The sequence below is a fragment of the Streptomyces sp. NPDC018964 genome, from assembly GCF_044390325.1.
Classification (GTDB): Bacteria; Actinomycetota; Actinomycetes; order Streptomycetales; family Streptomycetaceae; genus Streptomyces.
In genome coordinates, this window is record NZ_JBIRYZ010000046.1 from 1 (window position 1) to 18201 (window position 18201).

General features: G+C 68.7%; 12 protein-coding genes and 5 pseudogenes. 5 read left to right on the plus strand and 12 right to left on the minus strand.

The window, feature by feature from the left end; all coding sequences use genetic code 11:
- Nucleotides 1–399: 399 nt before the first annotated feature.
- The 3 genes and pseudogenes from ACH5AO_RS36685 to ACH5AO_RS36695 all read right to left on the minus strand — a co-directional run bounded on the left by ACH5AO_RS36685 (nt 400) and on the right by ACH5AO_RS36695 (nt 2649).
- The gene (locus ACH5AO_RS36685; protein ID WP_398932457.1) at nt 400–1119 is read right to left on the minus strand and encodes an IS6 family transposase; all 720 of its coding nucleotides are present in this window, start codon (nt 1117–1119) and stop codon (nt 400–402) included.
- A gap of 66 nt (nt 1120–1185) precedes the next feature.
- Nucleotides 1186–1383 (minus strand): annotated as a pseudogene (locus ACH5AO_RS36690) (hypothetical protein); the annotation flags it as partial.
- 387 nt (nt 1384–1770) lie between these two features.
- Nucleotides 1771–2649: a helix-turn-helix domain-containing protein gene (locus ACH5AO_RS36695; RefSeq protein WP_398932440.1), complete on the minus strand. Its 879-nt coding sequence runs from the start codon at nt 2647–2649 to the stop codon at nt 1771–1773.
- 130 nt (nt 2650–2779) lie between these two features.
- Here ACH5AO_RS36695 and ACH5AO_RS36700 point away from each other — a divergent pair, with 130 nt between their 5' ends.
- From ACH5AO_RS36700 to ACH5AO_RS36710, 3 genes and pseudogenes are all read left to right on the plus strand, one after another.
- Complete coding sequence (locus tag ACH5AO_RS36700) at nt 2780–3706, plus strand: alpha/beta hydrolase (RefSeq protein ID WP_398932442.1); 927 nt, start codon at nt 2780–2782, stop codon at nt 3704–3706.
- 82 nt (nt 3707–3788) lie between these two features.
- Nucleotides 3789–4347, plus strand: a pseudogene (locus tag ACH5AO_RS36705) (short-chain dehydrogenase); the annotation flags it as partial.
- 55 nt (nt 4348–4402) lie between these two features.
- The gene (locus ACH5AO_RS36710; RefSeq protein ID WP_398932444.1) at nt 4403–5068 is read left to right on the plus strand and encodes an NAD-dependent epimerase/dehydratase family protein; all 666 of its coding nucleotides are present in this window, start codon (nt 4403–4405) and stop codon (nt 5066–5068) included.
- Between the two features lie 255 nt (nt 5069–5323).
- Here ACH5AO_RS36710 and ACH5AO_RS36715 read toward each other — a convergent pair whose 3' ends face one another.
- The 5 genes and pseudogenes from ACH5AO_RS36715 to ACH5AO_RS36735 all read right to left on the minus strand — a co-directional run bounded on the left by ACH5AO_RS36715 (nt 5324) and on the right by ACH5AO_RS36735 (nt 9330).
- Entirely contained in the window at nt 5324–5968 is a 645-nt protein-coding gene (locus ACH5AO_RS36715; RefSeq protein ID WP_398932459.1) for an IS3 family transposase, read from the minus strand.
- Between the two features lie 5 nt (nt 5969–5973).
- Nucleotides 5974–6246, minus strand: a pseudogene (locus tag ACH5AO_RS36720) (transposase); the annotation flags it as partial.
- A gap of 564 nt (nt 6247–6810) precedes the next feature.
- Nucleotides 6811–7824 (minus strand): alpha/beta hydrolase, encoded by a 1014-nt coding sequence (locus ACH5AO_RS36725; RefSeq protein ID WP_398932446.1) that lies wholly within the window; start codon nt 7822–7824, stop codon nt 6811–6813.
- 316 nt (nt 7825–8140) lie between these two features.
- On the minus strand, nt 8141–8929 hold the full coding sequence (locus tag ACH5AO_RS36730) for an SDR family oxidoreductase (RefSeq protein WP_398932461.1): 789 nt from the start codon (nt 8927–8929) through the stop codon (nt 8141–8143).
- A gap of 38 nt (nt 8930–8967) precedes the next feature.
- Nucleotides 8968–9330: a nuclear transport factor 2 family protein gene (locus ACH5AO_RS36735; RefSeq protein WP_398932448.1), complete on the minus strand. Its 363-nt coding sequence runs from the start codon at nt 9328–9330 to the stop codon at nt 8968–8970.
- A gap of 78 nt (nt 9331–9408) precedes the next feature.
- Between ACH5AO_RS36735 and ACH5AO_RS36740 the strand changes: the two genes are divergently transcribed.
- Nucleotides 9409–10203 carry a MerR family transcriptional regulator gene (locus ACH5AO_RS36740; RefSeq protein WP_398932450.1) on the plus strand — a complete coding sequence of 265 codons (795 nt, stop codon included), beginning with the start codon at nt 9409–9411 and terminating at the stop codon, nt 10201–10203.
- Between the two features lie 99 nt (nt 10204–10302).
- Here ACH5AO_RS36740 and ACH5AO_RS36745 read toward each other — a convergent pair.
- The 4 genes and pseudogenes from ACH5AO_RS36745 to tap all read right to left on the minus strand — a co-directional run.
- Nucleotides 10303–10422: pseudogene (locus ACH5AO_RS36745) on the minus strand (IS30 family transposase); the annotation flags it as partial.
- Between the two features lie 212 nt (nt 10423–10634).
- A complete protein-coding gene (locus tag ACH5AO_RS36750) occupies nt 10635–10850 on the minus strand; it encodes a hypothetical protein (RefSeq protein ID WP_398932451.1) in 216 nt (71 codons plus the stop codon).
- Nucleotides 10851–11577: 727 nt separating this feature from the next.
- Nucleotides 11578–12135, minus strand: a complete 558-nt coding sequence (tpg, locus tag ACH5AO_RS36755) for a telomere-protecting terminal protein Tpg (protein ID WP_398932453.1) — start codon at nt 12133–12135, stop codon at nt 11578–11580.
- Between the two features lie 9 nt (nt 12136–12144).
- Nucleotides 12145–14388, minus strand: a complete 2244-nt coding sequence (tap, locus tag ACH5AO_RS36760) for a telomere-associated protein Tap (RefSeq protein WP_398932455.1) — start codon at nt 14386–14388, stop codon at nt 12145–12147.
- Between the two features lie 611 nt (nt 14389–14999).
- On the opposite strand from tap, the pseudogene ACH5AO_RS36765 reads away from it, so the two are divergent.
- Nucleotides 15000–18201: pseudogene (locus ACH5AO_RS36765) on the plus strand (hypothetical protein); the annotation flags it as partial.

Below are 18201 nucleotides of genomic sequence, written 5' to 3' on the forward strand. Positions count from 1 at the left end.
CCAGCCGCCCTGACAGCCCTCCAAGCCCAAGTCGCCACCCGAAGCAGCAACCCCAACAGCAAGATCAAGACGACAGGTTAATGATCGGCAAGCCCGAAGGGCAGGCCCGGATCTCGATGAAGCGGCGACGACCACGGTCTTCAAGGCCGTCCCCGCCGTACAGGGCCGGACATGATCGGCGTCGTGGATGTACTGGCGGAACCGGGCTGGTGAGTTCGGACGACCACGGAATCGACCGACCCAGCCACTCGATGTTGTCCGCCGCATCCGCCTTCGCCTGCGCGGCCCGCAGCATCCGGTCGAACGTCCCGTCCGCTGCCCGGCGCTGTCACATTATTGGGTGCATGGGTCTCTGACCGCGTATCGGGGCGTGGGGAGGGCCGGGTTTCGGGCCGGTGCTCAAGCCTTGGCGGGCTGGCCGGTGGCGCCGGTGATCTGATCCCAGATCGCGAAGCGGATGGCCATCTCGGCTCGGTAGCCGGGGGCGCTCATCAGGTGGCGGCGGGGCCGGAAGTGGGGTGAGATGCCGCTGAACGCGGACAGGAACCGCTGGGCTCCGCCGACGCTGCGGAAACCTTTCATGGCGCGTTCACGCTGCCGGGTGGGCTGGTGGGAGTTCTCGGCCCGGTTGTTCAGGCCCTTGTGCGAGCGGTGCTCGACCGAGGGCATGACCTCGCGGTGGGCGGCGCCGTAGGAACGGAGCTTGTCGGTGACCACCACCCGCGGCACCGAGCAAGTCTTCTTGAGTAGTTTACGGAAGAAGCACCTGGCCGCAGCGGTGTCCCGCCGGTTCTGGACCAAGATGTCGAGCACGTTGCCGTCGACGTCGACGGCCCGCCACAGGTACCGCTGCTCGCCGTTGACCCTGACGAAGACCTCGTCCAGGTGCCACTTGTCCCCGGGCCGGGGCTGGCGGCGGCGCAGGCCGTTGGCGTAGGACTGCCCGAACTTCGCGCACCAGCGGCGGATCGTCTCGTGGGTCACCATCACGCCGCGCTCGAGCATCAGCTCCTCGACCTCGCGGAAGCTGAGCGGGAAGCGGAAGTACAGCCACACGCAGTGCGCGATCACCTCGACCGGGTACCGGTGCCCCTTGTACGACGGCGGTGCGCTGCCCACGGACGCCCCCTCCCAGCACGACCAACCAGAAAATGATTCCACCCGATCAGCCAACGTGACAGCGCCGTCCAGCGGGCTGGGGCCGTCGGCGGCGTACACGGCGCAGTCGGACAGGACCGCGACCGGGTAACGGCCGGCGGCCGCGGCCAGGTTGAGCATCTTGCGGTGCAGGTTGATCCGGGCCCGGGAGATCACAGTGGCGCGGATGTCCGGGCGCCAGGTCGGCCGCGCGAGCGCGGGCCAGGCCTGCCCCGGCTTCCAGCCGGCGAAAACCCGTGGTGGGCCGTGTTCTCGTATAGCTGCCACCAGGTGGCGAGTAACGCTGAGTAATCACACGGGCTGCGGTCGCGCTGCTGGAGGGGGGCGAAGTCGGCATGCGCCGTTTCGGCAGCCCCGGGATACGCCTGGGCCTTCTCGTGCTCGGCCAGCGCCCGGTAGATGCTGGAGAGGCTGGGGCTCTGTCCTTTGCGGCGGCCGGTGGGGATGAGCAGGCCGGGCTGGATGTCCTCGACGGTCTCGCCGTTCGCGCGGCGGCGGAGCACGGTGGGCAGCATGTCGTCGGTGATGACCGGCGGCCGGCTGCCGTGGTTGCCTGCGGGCCGCGGCGTCCAGCCCTTCGGGTGGCGGGTCCGGAGGCGTCGGACCGCCGGATCAGTCGTGGGGGGTGTCGGCCGGATGTGTAGTCGGGGCGGGGGCGGTCTGCCAGGAGCTGAGGATCCGCAGTGCGTGGTCCTCAGGGGTGCCAGGTTCGGCGGTGAGGACCATGAACATGACGTCGGGGTCGTTCGGACTGGTCCAGGTGTCGCAGTCGAGCGTGAGGGGGCCGACGAGGGGGTGCCGGAAGCGTTTGAGGCCGTAGGTGGTGTCGGAGACGATCCGTCCGTTCCACCACTCGCGGAATTCGGGACTGCGTACCGACAGCTCGCCGACCAGCGTGGCCAGGCGCGGGTCGTCGGAGTTGCTGGCCGTCTCCATCCGCAGCAGTGCCGCGCTGAGCCGGCCCGCGTCCTCCCAGTCGGTGAAGAGGCTGCGCATGGCCGGGTCGAGGAACAGCAGTCTGGTGAAGTTGCGCTCGGATGGCGTCAGCTTGCCGAAGTCCTGGTAGAGCGCCGCTGCGGCCGTGTTCCAGGCGAGGATGTCGTTGTAGCGGCCCAGCACCATCGCCGGCAAGTGGCCGAGGGCATCGAGCATCCACTGCACCGACGGCCGCACCCGATGCCCGGCGCGGCAGCGCGGGGCGGGGGTCTTGCCCGCCAGCTCGTACAGGTAAGCCTGCTGTGCCTCGTCAAGCCGCAGCGCCCGCACCAGGGAGGCAAGGACGGTCGCGGAGGCCCGCACGCGCCCCTGCTCGATGCGGGTGTAGTAATCGGTACTCATCGTGGCAAGGCGGGCGACCTCGTCGCGGCGCAGCCCCGGGACACGCCGCAGGGTCCCGTCATCGGCGAGACCCACCTGCGCGGGCGTCAGCTCGGCCCGGCGAGCCTTGAGGAACGCACCGAACTCGGATCGGGATGAACGCGAATCGGACATGACACCACTATGCTTCCACCGTGCCGCGGACTCGGGCCATCAAGGGGGGAAAGAATCTTCCCCGGCACGCCTTTCCCCAGGCAGGAACCTTCCTCTCCCGCACACGGGGCACAGCCGGCACGGTGGGGCCATGCGAACCGATGTGACCTTCACCAGCGCCGGGATCACCCTCGCCGGCCACCTGCACACCCCCGACACCGCTGCCGACGGCCCGCTCGCCGCCGTGGTCGTCGCTCACCCCGGCGGCGGCGTCAAGGAGCAGACCGCCGGCGCCTACGCCCAGCGACTTGCCGACGCCGGATTCGTCGCGCTCACCTACGACGCCGCCTACCAGGGCGAGAGCGGCGGCACCCCTCGCGGCACCGAGGACCCCGCCCAGCGTGTCGAGGACATCAAGAACGCCGTCTCCTATCTCACCACCCGCCCGGAGATCGACTCCGACCGGATCGGCGCCCTGGGCATCTGTGCCTCCGGCGGCTACGTCATTCCCGCCGCGGTCACCGACCACCGCATCCGCGCGGTCGCGACGGTCAGCGCCGTCGACCTCGGACTGTACTTCCGAGTCGGCCCCGACGGCACCCAGGACCCCGCCGTCCTCCAGGCGCTGCTCGACGCGGCGGCCGCGGCACGCACCACCGAGGCGGCCGGCGAGCCGCTCCCGACGATGTCTGTGCTCCCAACTGAGGAAGAGGCACGCGCCGGCCGCCGCTACTCCTACGAAGCCTGGGAGTACTACAGCACCGACCGCGGCCGGCACCCGCGCCAGACCGACGAGTTCACCTTCTCCAGCGTCGACAAGATCGTGAACTTCGACGCCTTCCACCTCATCGGTCTGCTCGCCCCGCGACCGCTCCTGATGGTCGCCGGCAGCGAAGCGGCCACCGCCTGGATGTCCGAGGAAGCGGTCAAGAAAGCGAACGAGCCCAAGCGGCTGCACTGGATCGAAGGAGCCAGTCACGTCGACCTCTACGACCGCTACGTACCCCAGGTCACCACCGAACTCCTCCCGTTCTTCACCCAGAACCTCGCGGCGCAGACCGCGCACACGACGGTCTGACACCCCCCCTGGCGGAAGCGGTCGTATGGCCCGGGCGACATTCGCGGCCACGCAACCGCTCCCGTTCGCCATGAAAGGGAAGCAGTTCGGCGTCGACCACCTCGGACACTTCGCGCTCACCGGCCTCCTGCTGGAGGTACTGCTGCCTGTGCCCGGCTCGCGGGTGGTGACCGTCAGCGGCTTCGGTCACCGCGTCCAGCCGACATCCACTTCGACGACCTGCGGTTCGACCGTTCCTACAACCGCGTCGCCGCCTACGGGCAGGCCAAGCTCGTCAACCTGACGTTCCCCTACGAACTCCAGCGCCGCCTTGCCCGGCATCACACGACGATCGCCGGCGCCGCCCACCCCGGCGCCGCCACCACCGAACTCCGGCAGAACCTGCCCCGCCTGCTGCGCAAGGCCGCGGACCTGGAGCTCCCGCTGATCACCCAGCCGGCCTCCATGGGCGGCGCCCTGCCCACCCTGCGCGCGGCCACCGACCCCGCCGTCACCGGCGTCCACTACTACGGCCCCGCAGGCATGGGCGGAACCCGCGGCTACCCCGAGCCGGTCGCCTCCGGCAAGAAGTCCCACGACACGACGGTCCAACAGCGCCTTGGGGCGCATCCGAGCAACTCACCGACGTCCGCTTCCCCGTCTGCCCCATCCAAGGCAATCCGGCCGACCACCCCGTACGGCAGAAAATGGATCACTGTGCGCATTGTCATCTTCGGAGCCACCGGCATGGTCGGGCAGGGAGTGCTGGAAGCCTGCCTGCGCGACGAAGAGGTCACCGACGTCCTCGCCATAGGCCGTACATCCACTGGTCGCGCCCATCTCAAGCTCCGCGAACTCCACCACGAGGACTTCACCGACTTCACCGCAGTCCAGGACCATCTGGCCGGTTTCGACGCCTGCTTCTACTGCCTGGGCGCCTCCGCCGTCGGCATGAACGAGGCCGACTACCGCCTGGTCTCCTACGACTTCCCCCTGGCCGCCGCCCGCGCCCTGCTGACCGCCAGCCCCGGCCTCGTCTTCACCTACGTCTCCGGCGCCGGCACCGACGGCACCGGCAAGAACCGCATGATGTGGGCACGCGTCAAGGGCGAGACGGAGAACGGCCTGCTGGAGCTGTCACCGCGGGCCCACATGTTCCGCCCCGCGTTCATCCTTCCTCTGCCCGGCACCAGGGCGAAGACTGCGTCCTACGTCCTGCTGTACAGGGTGATCGGCCCGCTCTACCCGGTGCTGCGGCGCATCGCGCCGCGCTACGTCACCACGAGCCTGCAACTGGGCCAGGCCATGATCCGGACCGCACGCGGCGGCGTGTCCCGCCGCGTGCTGGCCACAGCCCACATCAACCAACTCGCCGCCTCCTGATGGCCGGCACCGTAACGACCACGGCGGCGACGCGGCAGAGAGGGAACCCTCCCATCTTCAAAGAATCTTCGTTCTCTGAAGATCACCCCGCAGTGTCGACCAGGTCCCGCAGAGCCTTCAAAAACCCCTTCAAAAACCGGGGGCATTCAACAACTCCGGGCCGCCGTTTTCCGACATGATCCGGAGCCACGACCACCTCCGCACCGGCCGAGCCGGGCTTCCTCGTCGCCGAACTCCGCACCCGCGGGATCGGCTTCACCTCGCTGCACGAGAACCTGGACACCACCACCCCCCGGCGGCCGACTCGTCTTCCACGTCTTCGCGGCCCTGGCCGAGTTCATCCGTGAACTCATCGTCGTCGGCACCAACGAGGGCCTGGCCGCTGCCCGTGAGTGCGGCCAGGTCGGCGGACGTCCGAGCGCCGACCACCTCGCGGGTGGCCAGGTCGAGCCAGCAGGCGAGGTGGAGCCAGCCCTCGGCCGTGGGCAGGTAGGTGATGTTGCCGACCAGCTTGGTGCCGGGGCGCTCGGCGTGGAAGTCGTGGCCGGTCAGGTCCGGGGCCGGCTTCGCCTTCGCATCCGGCCGGGTCAGCGAGCGGTGCTTGCGTCGGGTGACACCGCGGATGTCGCGCTCACGCATGACACGGGCGATGCGCTTGCGGTTCACCCGCCGCCCCAGACGCCGCAGCTCGGCATGGATGCGCGGGACACCGTAGGTCTTGCGGGAGGCAATGTGCAGCACGGTGATCTCGTGCGCGAGTGCGTCGTCGGCCGCCTGGCGGGCCCGGCGGGCGGCCTCGCCCTCGCGCCAGGCGTAATAGGAGGAGCGGGCCACGTGCAGCACCCGGCACAGCAGGACGATCGGGTAGTTCGCCTTCTCCGCATGGATCAACCGGTGCATCTCGTTCACCGGTCGCTCTCCTTTGCGAAGAAGGCGGTCGCTTTTTTCAGGATCTCGATCGTCTGCTGCTGTTCGCGGTTCTCCTTGCGCAGCCGCCGCAGTTCCTCGCGCTCGGCGCTGGTCAGCTCGCCGGGCTGCCCCTCGCCCCGGTCGGCCTTGGCCTTGCGGTACCAGCCGCGCAGGGACTCCGAGCTGATGCCGAGTTCCCGGGCGACCGCGGTGACCGTCTTGCCCGAGGAGTCGACGAGCGCGATCGCGTCCCGCTTGAACTCCTCGGTGTACCGCTTCGTGTACTTGCTTCCCCCCTGGTGCTACTTCCTCTGGAACCTCAGGTCCCAGTCTCCAGGTGTCCACGATCAAGGGGAAGCTTCACCCCGGGCCTGACCACCTCTCTGGCCACCGCCCTCAACCAGCACAAACCACCGGCCGGACGGACCAAACAACTTCTCAAGCACCCACCCTCTCTCAAAAGCCCTGACATCCATGCCGGGAGCTCCACGGCGAGGCGTTCCATGTCGCGGGAGCGATCGTGCCGGCCGACGGCGGCTGACTCGCGACTTCCTGAACGACACACACCGCAGCGCCGGGTGAGATCCACTCACCCGGCGCTGCGGCGTTCCTGCAGTATGACGAGCATCACCGGACCGCAGACACCCATCCGGGTGTCCCGGAGGGTGAAGTCCGGGACAGGCCCACAACACCGACCACCACAGTCACACCGAACAGGACACCGCGATCGCCGGCTACGTACGCCGGCACAACGGCCGAGCCGGGCCGAAGGCCGACTTCGCCACCGGCCCACCGATCCGGAACCGGACCGATTACCCGGCCGAGGCTGCGTGTCAGACCAAGAGCTGACGGCGCAGCCATGCCGCTCGGGCGGCGATGGCGTCCTGCGAAATCACGGCATGAGGGACCACGACGTCGAACCCGTGGAACCCACCGGGCCAGACGTGCAGCTCGAGGCGGCCGCCCGCCTGCCATATGCGGCTTGCGTAGGAGACGTCCTCGTCCCGGAACGTTTCGGCCGATCCGACGTCGATGAACGTGGACGGGAGGCCGGAAAGGTCTGCCGCACGGGAAGGCGCAGCGTACGGGGACACATCCGGTCCTCCGCGAACGCCGTCGCCGAGGAGCGCGTTCCATCCGGTCTCGTTCGAGGAGCTGTCCCAGATACCGACGCCGCGCATCTGCTGGGCAGAGGGCGAGTCGTTGCGGTCGTCAAGCATCGGCGACAGGAGCAGCTGGGCCAGGATCGCCGGGCCGTTGCGGTCGCGTGCCATCAAGGTGACACCTGCCGCGAGACCGCCGCCGGCGCTCGCACCGCCGATGACGATGCGTTCAGGGTCGATGTTGAGCTCGTGGGCGTGATGCGACACCCACGCCAGGCCCGCGTAGCAGTCCTCGACGGGACCCGGGTGGGGCGTCTCGGGTGCGAGCCGGTACTGGACCGAAATCACGGCCATGCCCATCGGCTCGGCCAGGTTCAGCATCTCGACGAGGCCGAACCGGTTGTCTCCGATGATCATGCCGCCGCCGTGGATGTGGTAAATCGCCGGGGTCGGGGTCGTCGCGTGCTTCGGGAGACAGATCAGCAGCGAGATGTCCGGTTCTCCGTCCGGCCCTGGCACCGCCCGCTCCTCCACGCTGTAGGTGCCACCGCGCGAGAGGATCTCGTCGGTCGGGGTCTCCACCCCGGGGACGGGCTCGCGCATTTCAACGATGTTGTCCAAACGGTAGGCGTCGGGGGAGCGCAGGCCGGTCAGGATCTCAACGACCGGAGCGAGCTCCGGGTCGAAGGGCGGGGGCGGCCCGACCGGTTGGGCGGACGACCGGTCCGTGATGTGCGTCGTCATGTGTTTTCCTCGCGATAGCCAACTGGATGTCTGCCTGCCCCGGCTCACGGGTCATCGGCAGATGTCACGTGAGCCGGGGCGGCCCGCCATCTGGTGGGTCACCCTGAGCGCTCGTACTCGCGAACTGGTGACGCGCAGCCGGTCCGGAGCCGCGTGGCACGATCTCGACGACCGGGCGAGCACCGAAAGCGCGACAACGGCGTCGACGCGCTTGTCGGTGTTGCCGGGCAGCGTCTGAGAGTTCTTCTTGTGAAGAAGAGGGGTGTGCCGCCGGACCGGGCTGTTCGCGCGTGGCTGTTCGGCGCCGGTGCCCGGCTCAGACGGTCGGGACGGTGCCGCCGTCGATCACGTACTCGGCGCCCACGATGGCCGAGGCGCGGTCCGAGACCAGGAACCCGGCCAGGTCCGCGATCTCCTCGGTGTTCGCGAATCGTCCCAGGGGTACTCCCCCGAGGGAGTCGTAGATGGTCTGCTTGGCCGCTTCACGTGTGAGTCCGTTGCCCTCGGCGATCCGGTCCACGAATTCTTCGTAGGCTTCGGTCTCGATTCCGCCGGGGCTGATCGCGTTGACCCGTACGCCGCGCGGCGCGAGCTCATTGGCAAGTCCCTTGCTGTATGTGCGCAGCGCGGCCTTCGCCGCCGCGTAAGCCAAGGACGCCTCGTGCTGGGGCAGCTCACGCTGGATCGAGGTGAAGTGCAGCACCACACCCGACCCGGACGCGATCATCGCCGGGAGAAGAGCCCGGTCCAGCCGTACCGCTCCAAGGAGGTTGAGGTTCAGCTCGGTGAGCCACTGGTCATCGGTGATGACCGCGAATCCTCCCGCCGGCGTCGACGTTCCCCCGACGACGTGCACCAGGATGTCGAGTGTGCCGCCGGCCTCTGCGATTCGGCCGGCCACGGCGTTGGCGCCTTCCATGGTCGAAATGTCCGCTTCGATGAAGCGGTCGGGACGCTCGTACCCGTCGGGCATCGTTCGCGCCGTCACATAGACGTCGGCACCCATCTCTCGCAGTCGCTCCACGACGGCCTTGCCCGAGCCCTTCGAACCGCCCGTGACCAGCGCCAGGCGACCGTCGAGGCGATCGCGATCCGAACGAGACATTTTTCTCTCCACTGAGGATTGTTGTGACGTGGGTCCGGTCAGGCCGGGTGGTTGGCGATGACGAGTTCGGCGATGAGGTCATCGCGCACCGCGAACCGGTAGTCGAGCTCGGCGACGCCGCCCGGGAAGGTGCCCTCGATCCGCACGGTCACCACCCAGTAAGTGTCATCGACGCGGTGAGCGCCGATCTGCTCGGTCGTGTATTCGAACTCGGACCCGGCGTCCCGCAGGAACGCGTAGGTCTCCTCTCGGCCACGGAAGGTCTCGTCCTGGTCGACGATCACCGCATCCTCAGCGAGGAACGACGAGGCGGTGTCGGCGTCGCGGACGATGTGGGCGGCGAAGAACTCGCGCACGGTGGCCGGGAGCAGATCGGACGGGAGATCGGTGTGCTGTGTCATGAGTCCACCGTGTGGCCTCACGGCGCGGGAGGGTCAAGCCGTGGACTCTCCCCCAGGGAGAGTGTTTAGGGTGAGGGTGTGCTGACCATCGGAGAGTTCTCGCGGCTGACCCACTTGAGCGTACGGACCCTGCGCCGGTATCACGAGGCGGGCCTGCTGGAACCCGACGTGGTGGACGAGACCACCGGTTACCGCTACTACGCCGTCGGCCAGATCCCGACCGCGCAGGTCATCCACCGGCTCCGCGAGCTCGACGTCCCTCTGAGCGATGTGCGGCGGATCCTGCGGACACCCGACCCCGGAGTCCGGGCGGCCCTGGTCACGGAACACCTGCAACGCCTCGAGGACGCGCTCGACCGCACCCGGGCCGCGGTCGTGTCGCTGCGCCGCCTGCTCCGGCCCGACCCCGCGCCGATCGACGTCGAGCTGCGTGCGGAGCCCGCCCGGACGGTCGCGGCGGTGGAGGCCGTGATCGGGCATGGCGACATGGCGACCTGGTACGCAGGCGCGATGGCCGAACTGGAGGCGGCCGTCGGCGACGCCGTGACCGGACCGCCGGGCGGCAGCTACGACAACGCCCTTTTCGAGCAGGAGCGCGGCCGCGCGGTCGTCTACCTGCCGACCGCCACGCCGCCCCGTACCGGGCGCGTGCACCCCCTGATTCTGCCGGCCGCGGAACTGGCCGTCACCACCCACGTCGGCGAGCACGACGGTGCCGAGGTCACATACGGCGAACTCGGGACCTGGGTGGTGGAGAACGCGATGTCGGTGGCCGGGCCGGTGCGGGAGGTCTATGTTGTCGGCCCCCGTGACACCAGCGATCCCGCCGCATGGCGCACCGAGATCGGCTGGCCGGTCTTTCGTGTCACCTGAAGCGGTCGGTGCGGAGTCCTGGAACGACGGGGCGTGGTGTTTCACTCCGGCCGCGGCACGCAGGGCGGATTCAACCGGTCGTCGCGACACCGGCGTGCACTGGTCGTCGAGGGCTTCCGCGGGTGTCTTCCGGCCGAGGGTCTTGTAGGGGCGGAAGTTGAGGACCGCGGCGATGGCCGACAGTTCGTCGGCGCTCCATCGGGACAGGTCGGTGCCCTGTGCAGCACGGCGATCCCGTGCGCGAGCGCGTCGCCGACGGCCCGACGAGCGCGGCGAGCGGCCTCGCCTTCGCACCACGCGTAGCAGGAGGAACGGGCGGCCCTCAGCACCCGGCACAACAGGGCGACCGGACAGGCCGCCTCCTTCGCACGGCTCGACCGGTACAGCCGGCTCACCGGCCGATCTCCTTCACGAAGAAGGCCGTCTTGGATTCAACCGGTCAAGGCAACACTCCCGGCTGGTGTGCGGACCTCCTTGCGCAGCCGCTCGCGCTCCTCGCGTGCGGCGCCGGCCGGCTCACCGGACCCGCCGTCGCCCTGGTCCGGCTTGGCCCGTCGGTACCAGCCGCGCAGGTACTCCGAGCCGATGACCGAACTCCCGGGCCACCGCGGTGACCGTACTGCCCGAGGATCGACGAGCGCGATCACGTCCGCTTGAACTCCTCGGTGTACCACTTCATGTACTTGTTTCCCACCCGGTGCCGCTTCCTCCGGAACCTCAAGATCCCAGCCTCCAGGTGTCCACGATCAAAGGGGAAGCTTCAGCAACGCGGCAGAGGGTCAGCACTTCTGACCTCGAGGCCGGCATTCCTGACCTTCCGCGGGTCTTGTGTCACCCCGGGGGTGACACATCCCGCCCATGACGCCCTGCATCAACTCCTGCGCACTGGGCAACCCCGGGGATGTCCGAAACGGGCGAGCCGACGACGCGGAAGCCGGCAATGCTGACCTCTCTACGAACCAGAAGGTCAGCGATACTGGCCTTTTTGAGGGAGTTATGTCTCCTCAGCCGTGACATCCGGGAGATCGAATGTCACTGCCGAAGAGACACACGACCTCCGCCTTCGACTCTGTGACCAGCGAAAATGCCGGTTCTCTTTCTATCTGTGTCAGGTAAAACGTGCGGACCGGACCCCGTCGTGGCCGAGGCGGCTTCGTGTGCGGCGTCTCAGGTGCACGGCATCCGAGATGCTCTTCCGCGGCTCGGCCTGTCGGAGGGCGGAGGTGACGCGACGGCTCTCGGGGAGTGGGGCCCTGCGCATCCAAGCCCACGACCCGCCCCTGGCCTGACCTGTGATGCTGTCGGCCGCCTCTGCCGGCGGATACGCGAGCGAGTCCCGGACCGTATCGGTCCGGGACTCGCGTGGTGGAGCGGTTACAGCTCGAACTCCAGGTGCTCGATGTCGGTGAAGTGGACCTCCTCCAGGCTCCCGGCGCGGCGGCCGCCGTCCTGGAAGTACACCTCGCGCAGCGCGTCCGCGGCGATCCGCCGGAGCTGGGCGTCGTCGGCGCCGGCCTGCTGGGCGTCGAAGAGGCGGGCGGCGTGCTGCGGGGGCAGGGCGACGGTCAGGTGCCGGATGCGGGACTCGTCCGTCGACCCGATCGGCGCGGTGTAGCCGAGGCGGGCGCGGGTGTCGATGACGATGCCGCCGGTGGTCGCCGCCCTCGCCCTGGCCTTGGCGCGGATCTGCGGCTGCCACCGCTTGTTCACCTCACGCTCCAGGCGCGCGGCGAGCTCCGGGCGGGGCCTTTTGATCTGACCCTTCACGTAGCGCTCGACGGTGCGCTGGGAGATCTCCAGCATCTGCGCCACGGCTTTGGTGCCCTTGAGCTGCTTGACCAGATACCGCATCCGCGCGGGTGCGCTCTTGGGTGCCGGGCGGGTGAACGCCTTGTGCACCGCGGCGTCCAAGCCGTCCCCGAACAGGGCCATCGCCTTCCCCTACTCTCCGTTGTCGACGTCGGTGACGGTACCGTCCTTGATGTAGCGGGCGAGGTTGAGGTCCGGGGTGCCGAACCGGTCGCGGACCTCCTCACCCCACAGGACGCTCTGGGTGCCCTCGTGCTTGACCAGGCCCGGGTTGACGCCGAGCTTGAAGCCGCCGGGCAGCGGCCTGCCCTCCCGGTAGGGCAGGAAGTCCAGCGGACCGGTGCCGTCGGTGGCGTAGACGACGCAGTCGGACAGGATGGCGACCGGGTACTGGCCGGTGAACGCGGCGTGCTTGACAATCTTGCGGTGCAGGTTGATCCGGGTGCGGGAGATGACGGCCGCGCGGATGTCGGGGCGCCAGGTCGGGCGGGACAGGGCCCGCCACGGCTGCCCGGGCCGCCAGCCCTCGCCGCGCGGGCGTTCGCGCAGTTTGCCCAGGCCGCCCTTGACCGTCGCCTTGATCGCCGAGACGACGATCGCCAGCTGCGGGTCGCGTTCCTTGTAACCGTCCATGGCCGCCAGGAAGTCGGCCGGAGCCATGTCCGGGCGGATGCCGAGGTCGGCCATCGTGGCCAGGTAGGCGTCCCGCAGCCGCTGGTACCAGCCGTCCAGGTAACGGCCGTTGTCGTACCGGACGTACGCCTCGACCGGTCGCACCTCGTAGCCGAGCTCCACCGCGTACGCGACGGTGGGCGTCGCGTACCAGGCCGGGCCCTCGGGACGCTCGCCCTTCGGCGTGAACGGAGAAGGCAGCAGACTCGCGTCCAGCTCCACCCATGTGTCCCTGCCGGCCTTCACCTTCGACAGGTCGACGTGGCTGAGGTCGACCAGCCATGAGCCGGGCAGCTTGGGGTCGAAGACCGGGTTCGTGACGTGGGCGGGCGCTCCGAGGCCGACGACCAGGCCATTGGCTCCGGCGGCGAAGGCCATGTTCACGTCGATGCCGACCAGGTGGGGCAGGGTGCACTCGGCATCGGTCATCGGCCGTGCCCAGTCGTACGCCTCCTCGAACAGCTTCTCCGCCGGGCCCCGGACATGGAAGCGGGGCAGGTCCTTGAGCAGCGGGTGCCCGTCCGGCGCCTCGCACGGCGCGCAGTCCACCGGGTCCTTGCCCAGACTGCCGGGGTTGTGCTCGGAGTGCCGTTCACCCGTCGTGTCGGGTCCGGAGGCGCGGGTCGGCGGGTGCAGGGCGGTCATCAGCTCCAGGCCGGTCACAGCGGTCGAACCGCGCGGCGTCAGCACCCGCGACGCGTACACGCCCAGGACCCGGGCGAGGTCGGCCGGCGGAAGCTGCGCGGCCTCGCCCCAGTGCCGGGCGTCCAGCGCGTGCCAGGACGGGACGCACAGCTGCACGCAGGCCCGCTGCGAACCGGTGGCGGGGCGGTAGATCCGCGCCCACGGCCCGAATCCGCGCTTGGTCAGCTTCCACTCCGCACGCGCCAGTTGCTTGATCGCCTTGTGGCCCTCCGGGATCCGCCCGGCCCGCCGCTCCTGATCGGTGAGGGTGACGGGGAGACCGTAGCGCTCCAGCGCCGCCTCGGTGAGCACGATCAGCGGGTCGGCGTCCTTACCGGGACCGGACAGCCTCGGCTGCCCGAGCCTCGCCTCCTTCAGCGTCCACTCCATCAGGGACGGCAGGGACTTGGCGGGCACGTCCAGGACCAGGCCGCCGGTGCAGTACGCCAGCACCTGGCCGCCGGTGTCGACGTCGACGACCGCCAGCGGACCGTTCTCGAACCGCGGGTCGGTGCCGCCCGCCGGGGTACGGGTCGGGGCCGCCTTCTTCGCGCTCGGGCGGCGCGACGCGGATGTGCTCCCGGTGGTACGCGCAGGAGGGGGCGCGGCCGCCGGAACAGGAGGCGGAGGGGCAGGAGTGATGCGGGTGTTCCCGGTCGCGCTCGCGGCATCGGACACCGGGCCGGAGGCCGGAGGCTGCGCTTCTTCCAGGGCGGGCGCGGCGGTGAAGGCGGCCGGCGCCGCCGGGGCGACCGCCCCCTCCGGTGCCGGGGGCGTGGGGTAGAGATCCGCGAGCCTGTTCAACAGCCGTGCGTACGCCTCACGTTCGGGGCCTCGCGGCTCGGTCGTCTTCTTCACCGACTCCCAGCCGGACACCGTCGCCCTGCGCACCTTCAGCGCGGCGGCCACCTCATCCAGTGTCAGGCCATGGGCTTGACGCAGCCGCTTGCGCTCCTGCGCCGGCGGCAGCGGAGCACGGGACGCCACCAGCGCGTCGACCGCATCGAACAACTCGGACATGCACCACCTCCTGACCGGCACCCTATCCGCCAAACCGTACGGACGGCGCACTTTTGGCGTACCGATGGCGCATGAGCAGGGCAGGGTGCGACGAGAGGACGGTGATCCCGGGCCAAGAGGTCTTTGCGCAACGGTCCTTCCGCGACACGGTGGCGAGGTAGGTGATCCCTTGCTGTGCGAGGCGTGTTCATGGTGCGGCGAAAGCCGTGGGCGGTCGGTGGCGAACCGCAGGCGGTGATCGAGCCGCTGCCGCCACCTTCGGATCACAGGGCGAGAAGCGTTCACTTGCGCGGCGCAAGCATGGAGTGTCCGGCACCACAGGGAAAGCCCAGAGAAAAGAAAGGCTCCCCAAGAGGGGTTGCCGAAAAACTTCTGGATCTCGAAATGTAATCCACGTCACACTGAACCTGCGTGATCGGCCCCCCGTTGTATTGATGCGTCAATCCGACGCGAGGGTGCCGCCCAACCGTGTGTGCAAGGCACCTCGCGCCCGCTGTTACAGCTCTGCCCTTCTCGGAGTTCCGTCGCCCACCCGTCGCGCCGACGAGGCCGGACGGCCACTGCCGACGCATCCATGGCCGACAGCGATCCGCTCGACAATGGGAACTGCAATGCCCGATGTGAACAAAGTCTGCTTCGTCACGGATGCGGATACCGCCAGGAAAATCAGGCAACATACGGACAAAGTCACGCAACTGAAAGCGCTCATCGAGTATTACACGCAGAAAGAGGCCGCAGAACAGCGGACGAGTGCGTCGCCGGACAGAGGCGTGCTCCAGAGGACCGTCGGTCCTGATGAGATTTCCCTCCATGGCCCGGGCGAAGCCCCACCCGCTCTGACACGCGACGCCGACGAGCTGTCCGCCGCGAAGACGGCGGCCGCCGTTGCCGAGGAGACGGCACATGAGCTGCGGAACACCGCCGAAAGCACCGGTCACGGCACTGCGACGAACCGTCTCGCCGCCCCGGCACAGGCCGAGCCGGCGCCGATGTTCACAGCGGACGACGCCCCTGCTCCGTCGCAACGTGTTCGCCCCGCCCCGGTGTACCCGATCGTGGATCCGGCCGTCCGTGCCCGCTGGGCCGATCGGTTCGCCGAGGCCCGGGAGGTCCTCGAGTCGCTGCCGGAAGCGAAGCGGGAGCAGCTTCTCGAGCAGGCCGCCCAGCTGATGAGCGGGCGCCATCAGCCCCCGCCGATCGACCGTGCCGGTGCCGCCGAGGGATCGCCGGAGGCCGAATACGCCGCGCTCTTCGACGACATGACCGCTGTGATCGCCGCGCGCGTGCACAGCGAACCGCGCCCGGACTCCGTGGAGGAGTGGCCGCCGTCGCTGCTGTCCGAGGAACTGCGCACCGAGTTCGGTACCCGGGCGGTGACGGGCCTGCCGGGAGGCATGTGGTCGACGAGTCACAGCATCGCCTCGTCGTCGCAGCAAGGGCAGCAGAGCTCGAGTTCGGCACGGTTCGACCCTTCTCTTCTCTCGTACGGGAAGATGGGGCCGGAGTTCGAGACCGAGTGGATTCTTGACCAGAATTTGTGGCACGGGGACAGGCTGGCTCAGCTCGGCCCCCTCACCTTGACGGCGGAAAGGCTGCGGCAAGAGGCACCGGCGACGCTGGAGATCGTCGGAGCTCCTATCGCGTTCCGCGGCGAAGCCGGCGGCGTGCCGGAAGAAGAAATCTGGCGTTCACTTGAAACGGTCATGTCTTCTTTGCGTCCACGGACGCCTTTCCAGCGCATGTTCAGAGGGACGAACAGGTTCCAGGCCCTGGAGCACGGCACCGCGGGGCTCGCGGAGGTGAGGCCCGGACGAGAGTCCAACTTGTCCGCGCAGTGGACCATCGGCATGCCTCCTTCCGAATTGCTCGACTTCATCATGGATGATGTCAAACTCCTTTCGGTGAAAAGCGCTGATACCGCCCACGCCGATGCGGAGGCCGGTGCGGCTTTCGCGAAGGACGTAGCAGCGCGTTTCTACTCCACTACTCGCAGGACACCGATCGCCAACCCGTGGCTCGCCTGGGAGACCCTGGACGATGCCGAGTACCGGTCCGTGGCCGGTTTGCTTCTCCTGGTTTTCTTGCAGGCCATCACTCCTGCGCACATGGAGGACGACAAGGCCGCAGGAAAAGAGGGGGGACAGTGGTTCAAGAGCTATACCTTCATTGCGTCCAGGCATGATCCGCGCACCTTGGCCAGTGCTCTGTCACCGCAGGCACGTGAATTCCTCAACGGAAACTCCGAATCTGTTCTGAGAAGCTTTTCACACCACGCCCGGAAGGTGTTGAGCGATCGATACGCCCGCGACCCGATCGACGCAAGCTTCAATTACATCGGCACCACCGTCCGTGACTATCTGCACAGCTTCCTTCTGCGCCACCCGAACCGCTTCGTTCCGCAGAAAGCCATGCGGATTGCCACAGTTTTCGATGAGCTCGACGGAGGAAAACCGCTTGTCGAGCTGCGGAACCTGGCCGATGTGGAGGGCGTTGCCCAGGCCCGTGAACAGTATGAGGACCTCAAGCGGCGCACCCTCGTCCGCTATGAGGCGGGGGCCCGAAGGACAGGGCTGCCCCCCGGCCACCACGTCCGGCTGCACGCGATGCAGACGGAGCTGGCCGGCAGTGAACTCGCCGGCGCGCTGGAACGGCTGCTGCGGATCACAGGGGAACTGAACCTGGCGCACCACCAGCGGGCCCTGGGATTCGAGCTGTTGAAGCGGACAGCGGTGAAGCCTCTGGTGCGCAGTCTGCTTCGGCTTCACGACCCCGTGGAGAGCGGTACCAGGGGCGCCGAGCAGGACCGCTCTCATGTTTCGGCCGTACTGCAGAAGCTGGACGCCGATCTGACCGAGTTCGCCTACACGCTGAACCTCTTCGATCACGCGGGGCAGTCCTGGGACCGGGTCAAGCGGCAGTGGGCCCAGGCCATGCAGGACACGGCCACGCTGCGGCAGGCACTGTCCCAGGAGCCGGCGAACTGGCCTCCGCCCGAGGCCATGCAGAACTGGAAAGAGATCTCGGCACTCCCCGGAATGAGGCCCCGCACCAACCTCAAGAACATCGACTCCGCCGTCAGGGAAGCCCTCTCCCGGCCTGGCGACACAGCCGCCCTGCAGGACATCCTGTTCCAGATCACCGACTGGCGTGGCCGCCATCCGAGCAGCAAGCGGGAAGGCGCCATCGAGCGGCTGGAACGCCATGTACTCCACCAGCTGGCCGGAAGACCCGAGCACATCGCAAGGCCCTCGGCTCCCCGCCAGGGGGTGTCCGCAACGGACCGGCAGCGAGCAGGCACAGCACACCACACCAGCCCGACAGGGGCGACGAGTCCCCGCACCGACCACCCCCGCTACCCGGTGCCGTCCCCAGCGGCGTTGGAGGAGTGGTCGGACAGGATCCGCTACGCACGTGATTACCTGCGTGAGGTGCCGGACGCCGACCGGCTCCGGCAGCAGGCCGCATCGATCGTCGCCGCTCATCACCTCGCTCCTCCGCACGCATCCGAACGGCTCACCGAGGACGCCAGGGCTTATCGGGAGTCTTACGAAGGTGCCGTCGACGTCGTGGCTTCGCTCCTGGGCCGTGACCGAGCCCGCTCCCAGCCCGACCGACGCGCCGTCCAGGACATGGCCGAAGCGTTCGGCAGCGCCCGCACCTCCCACACGGCCGTCCCCCTGAGCGGCGTTCCCTTCGCCGCTCCGCAGCCGCCGGTGCGGAACCTGGCCGAACACATGGCGCGCATGGGACTTCAAACGCCCAGTACGTCGGCTCCACAGGCTGCCGGTTCACACGTCCGGGCCTATCCACCGG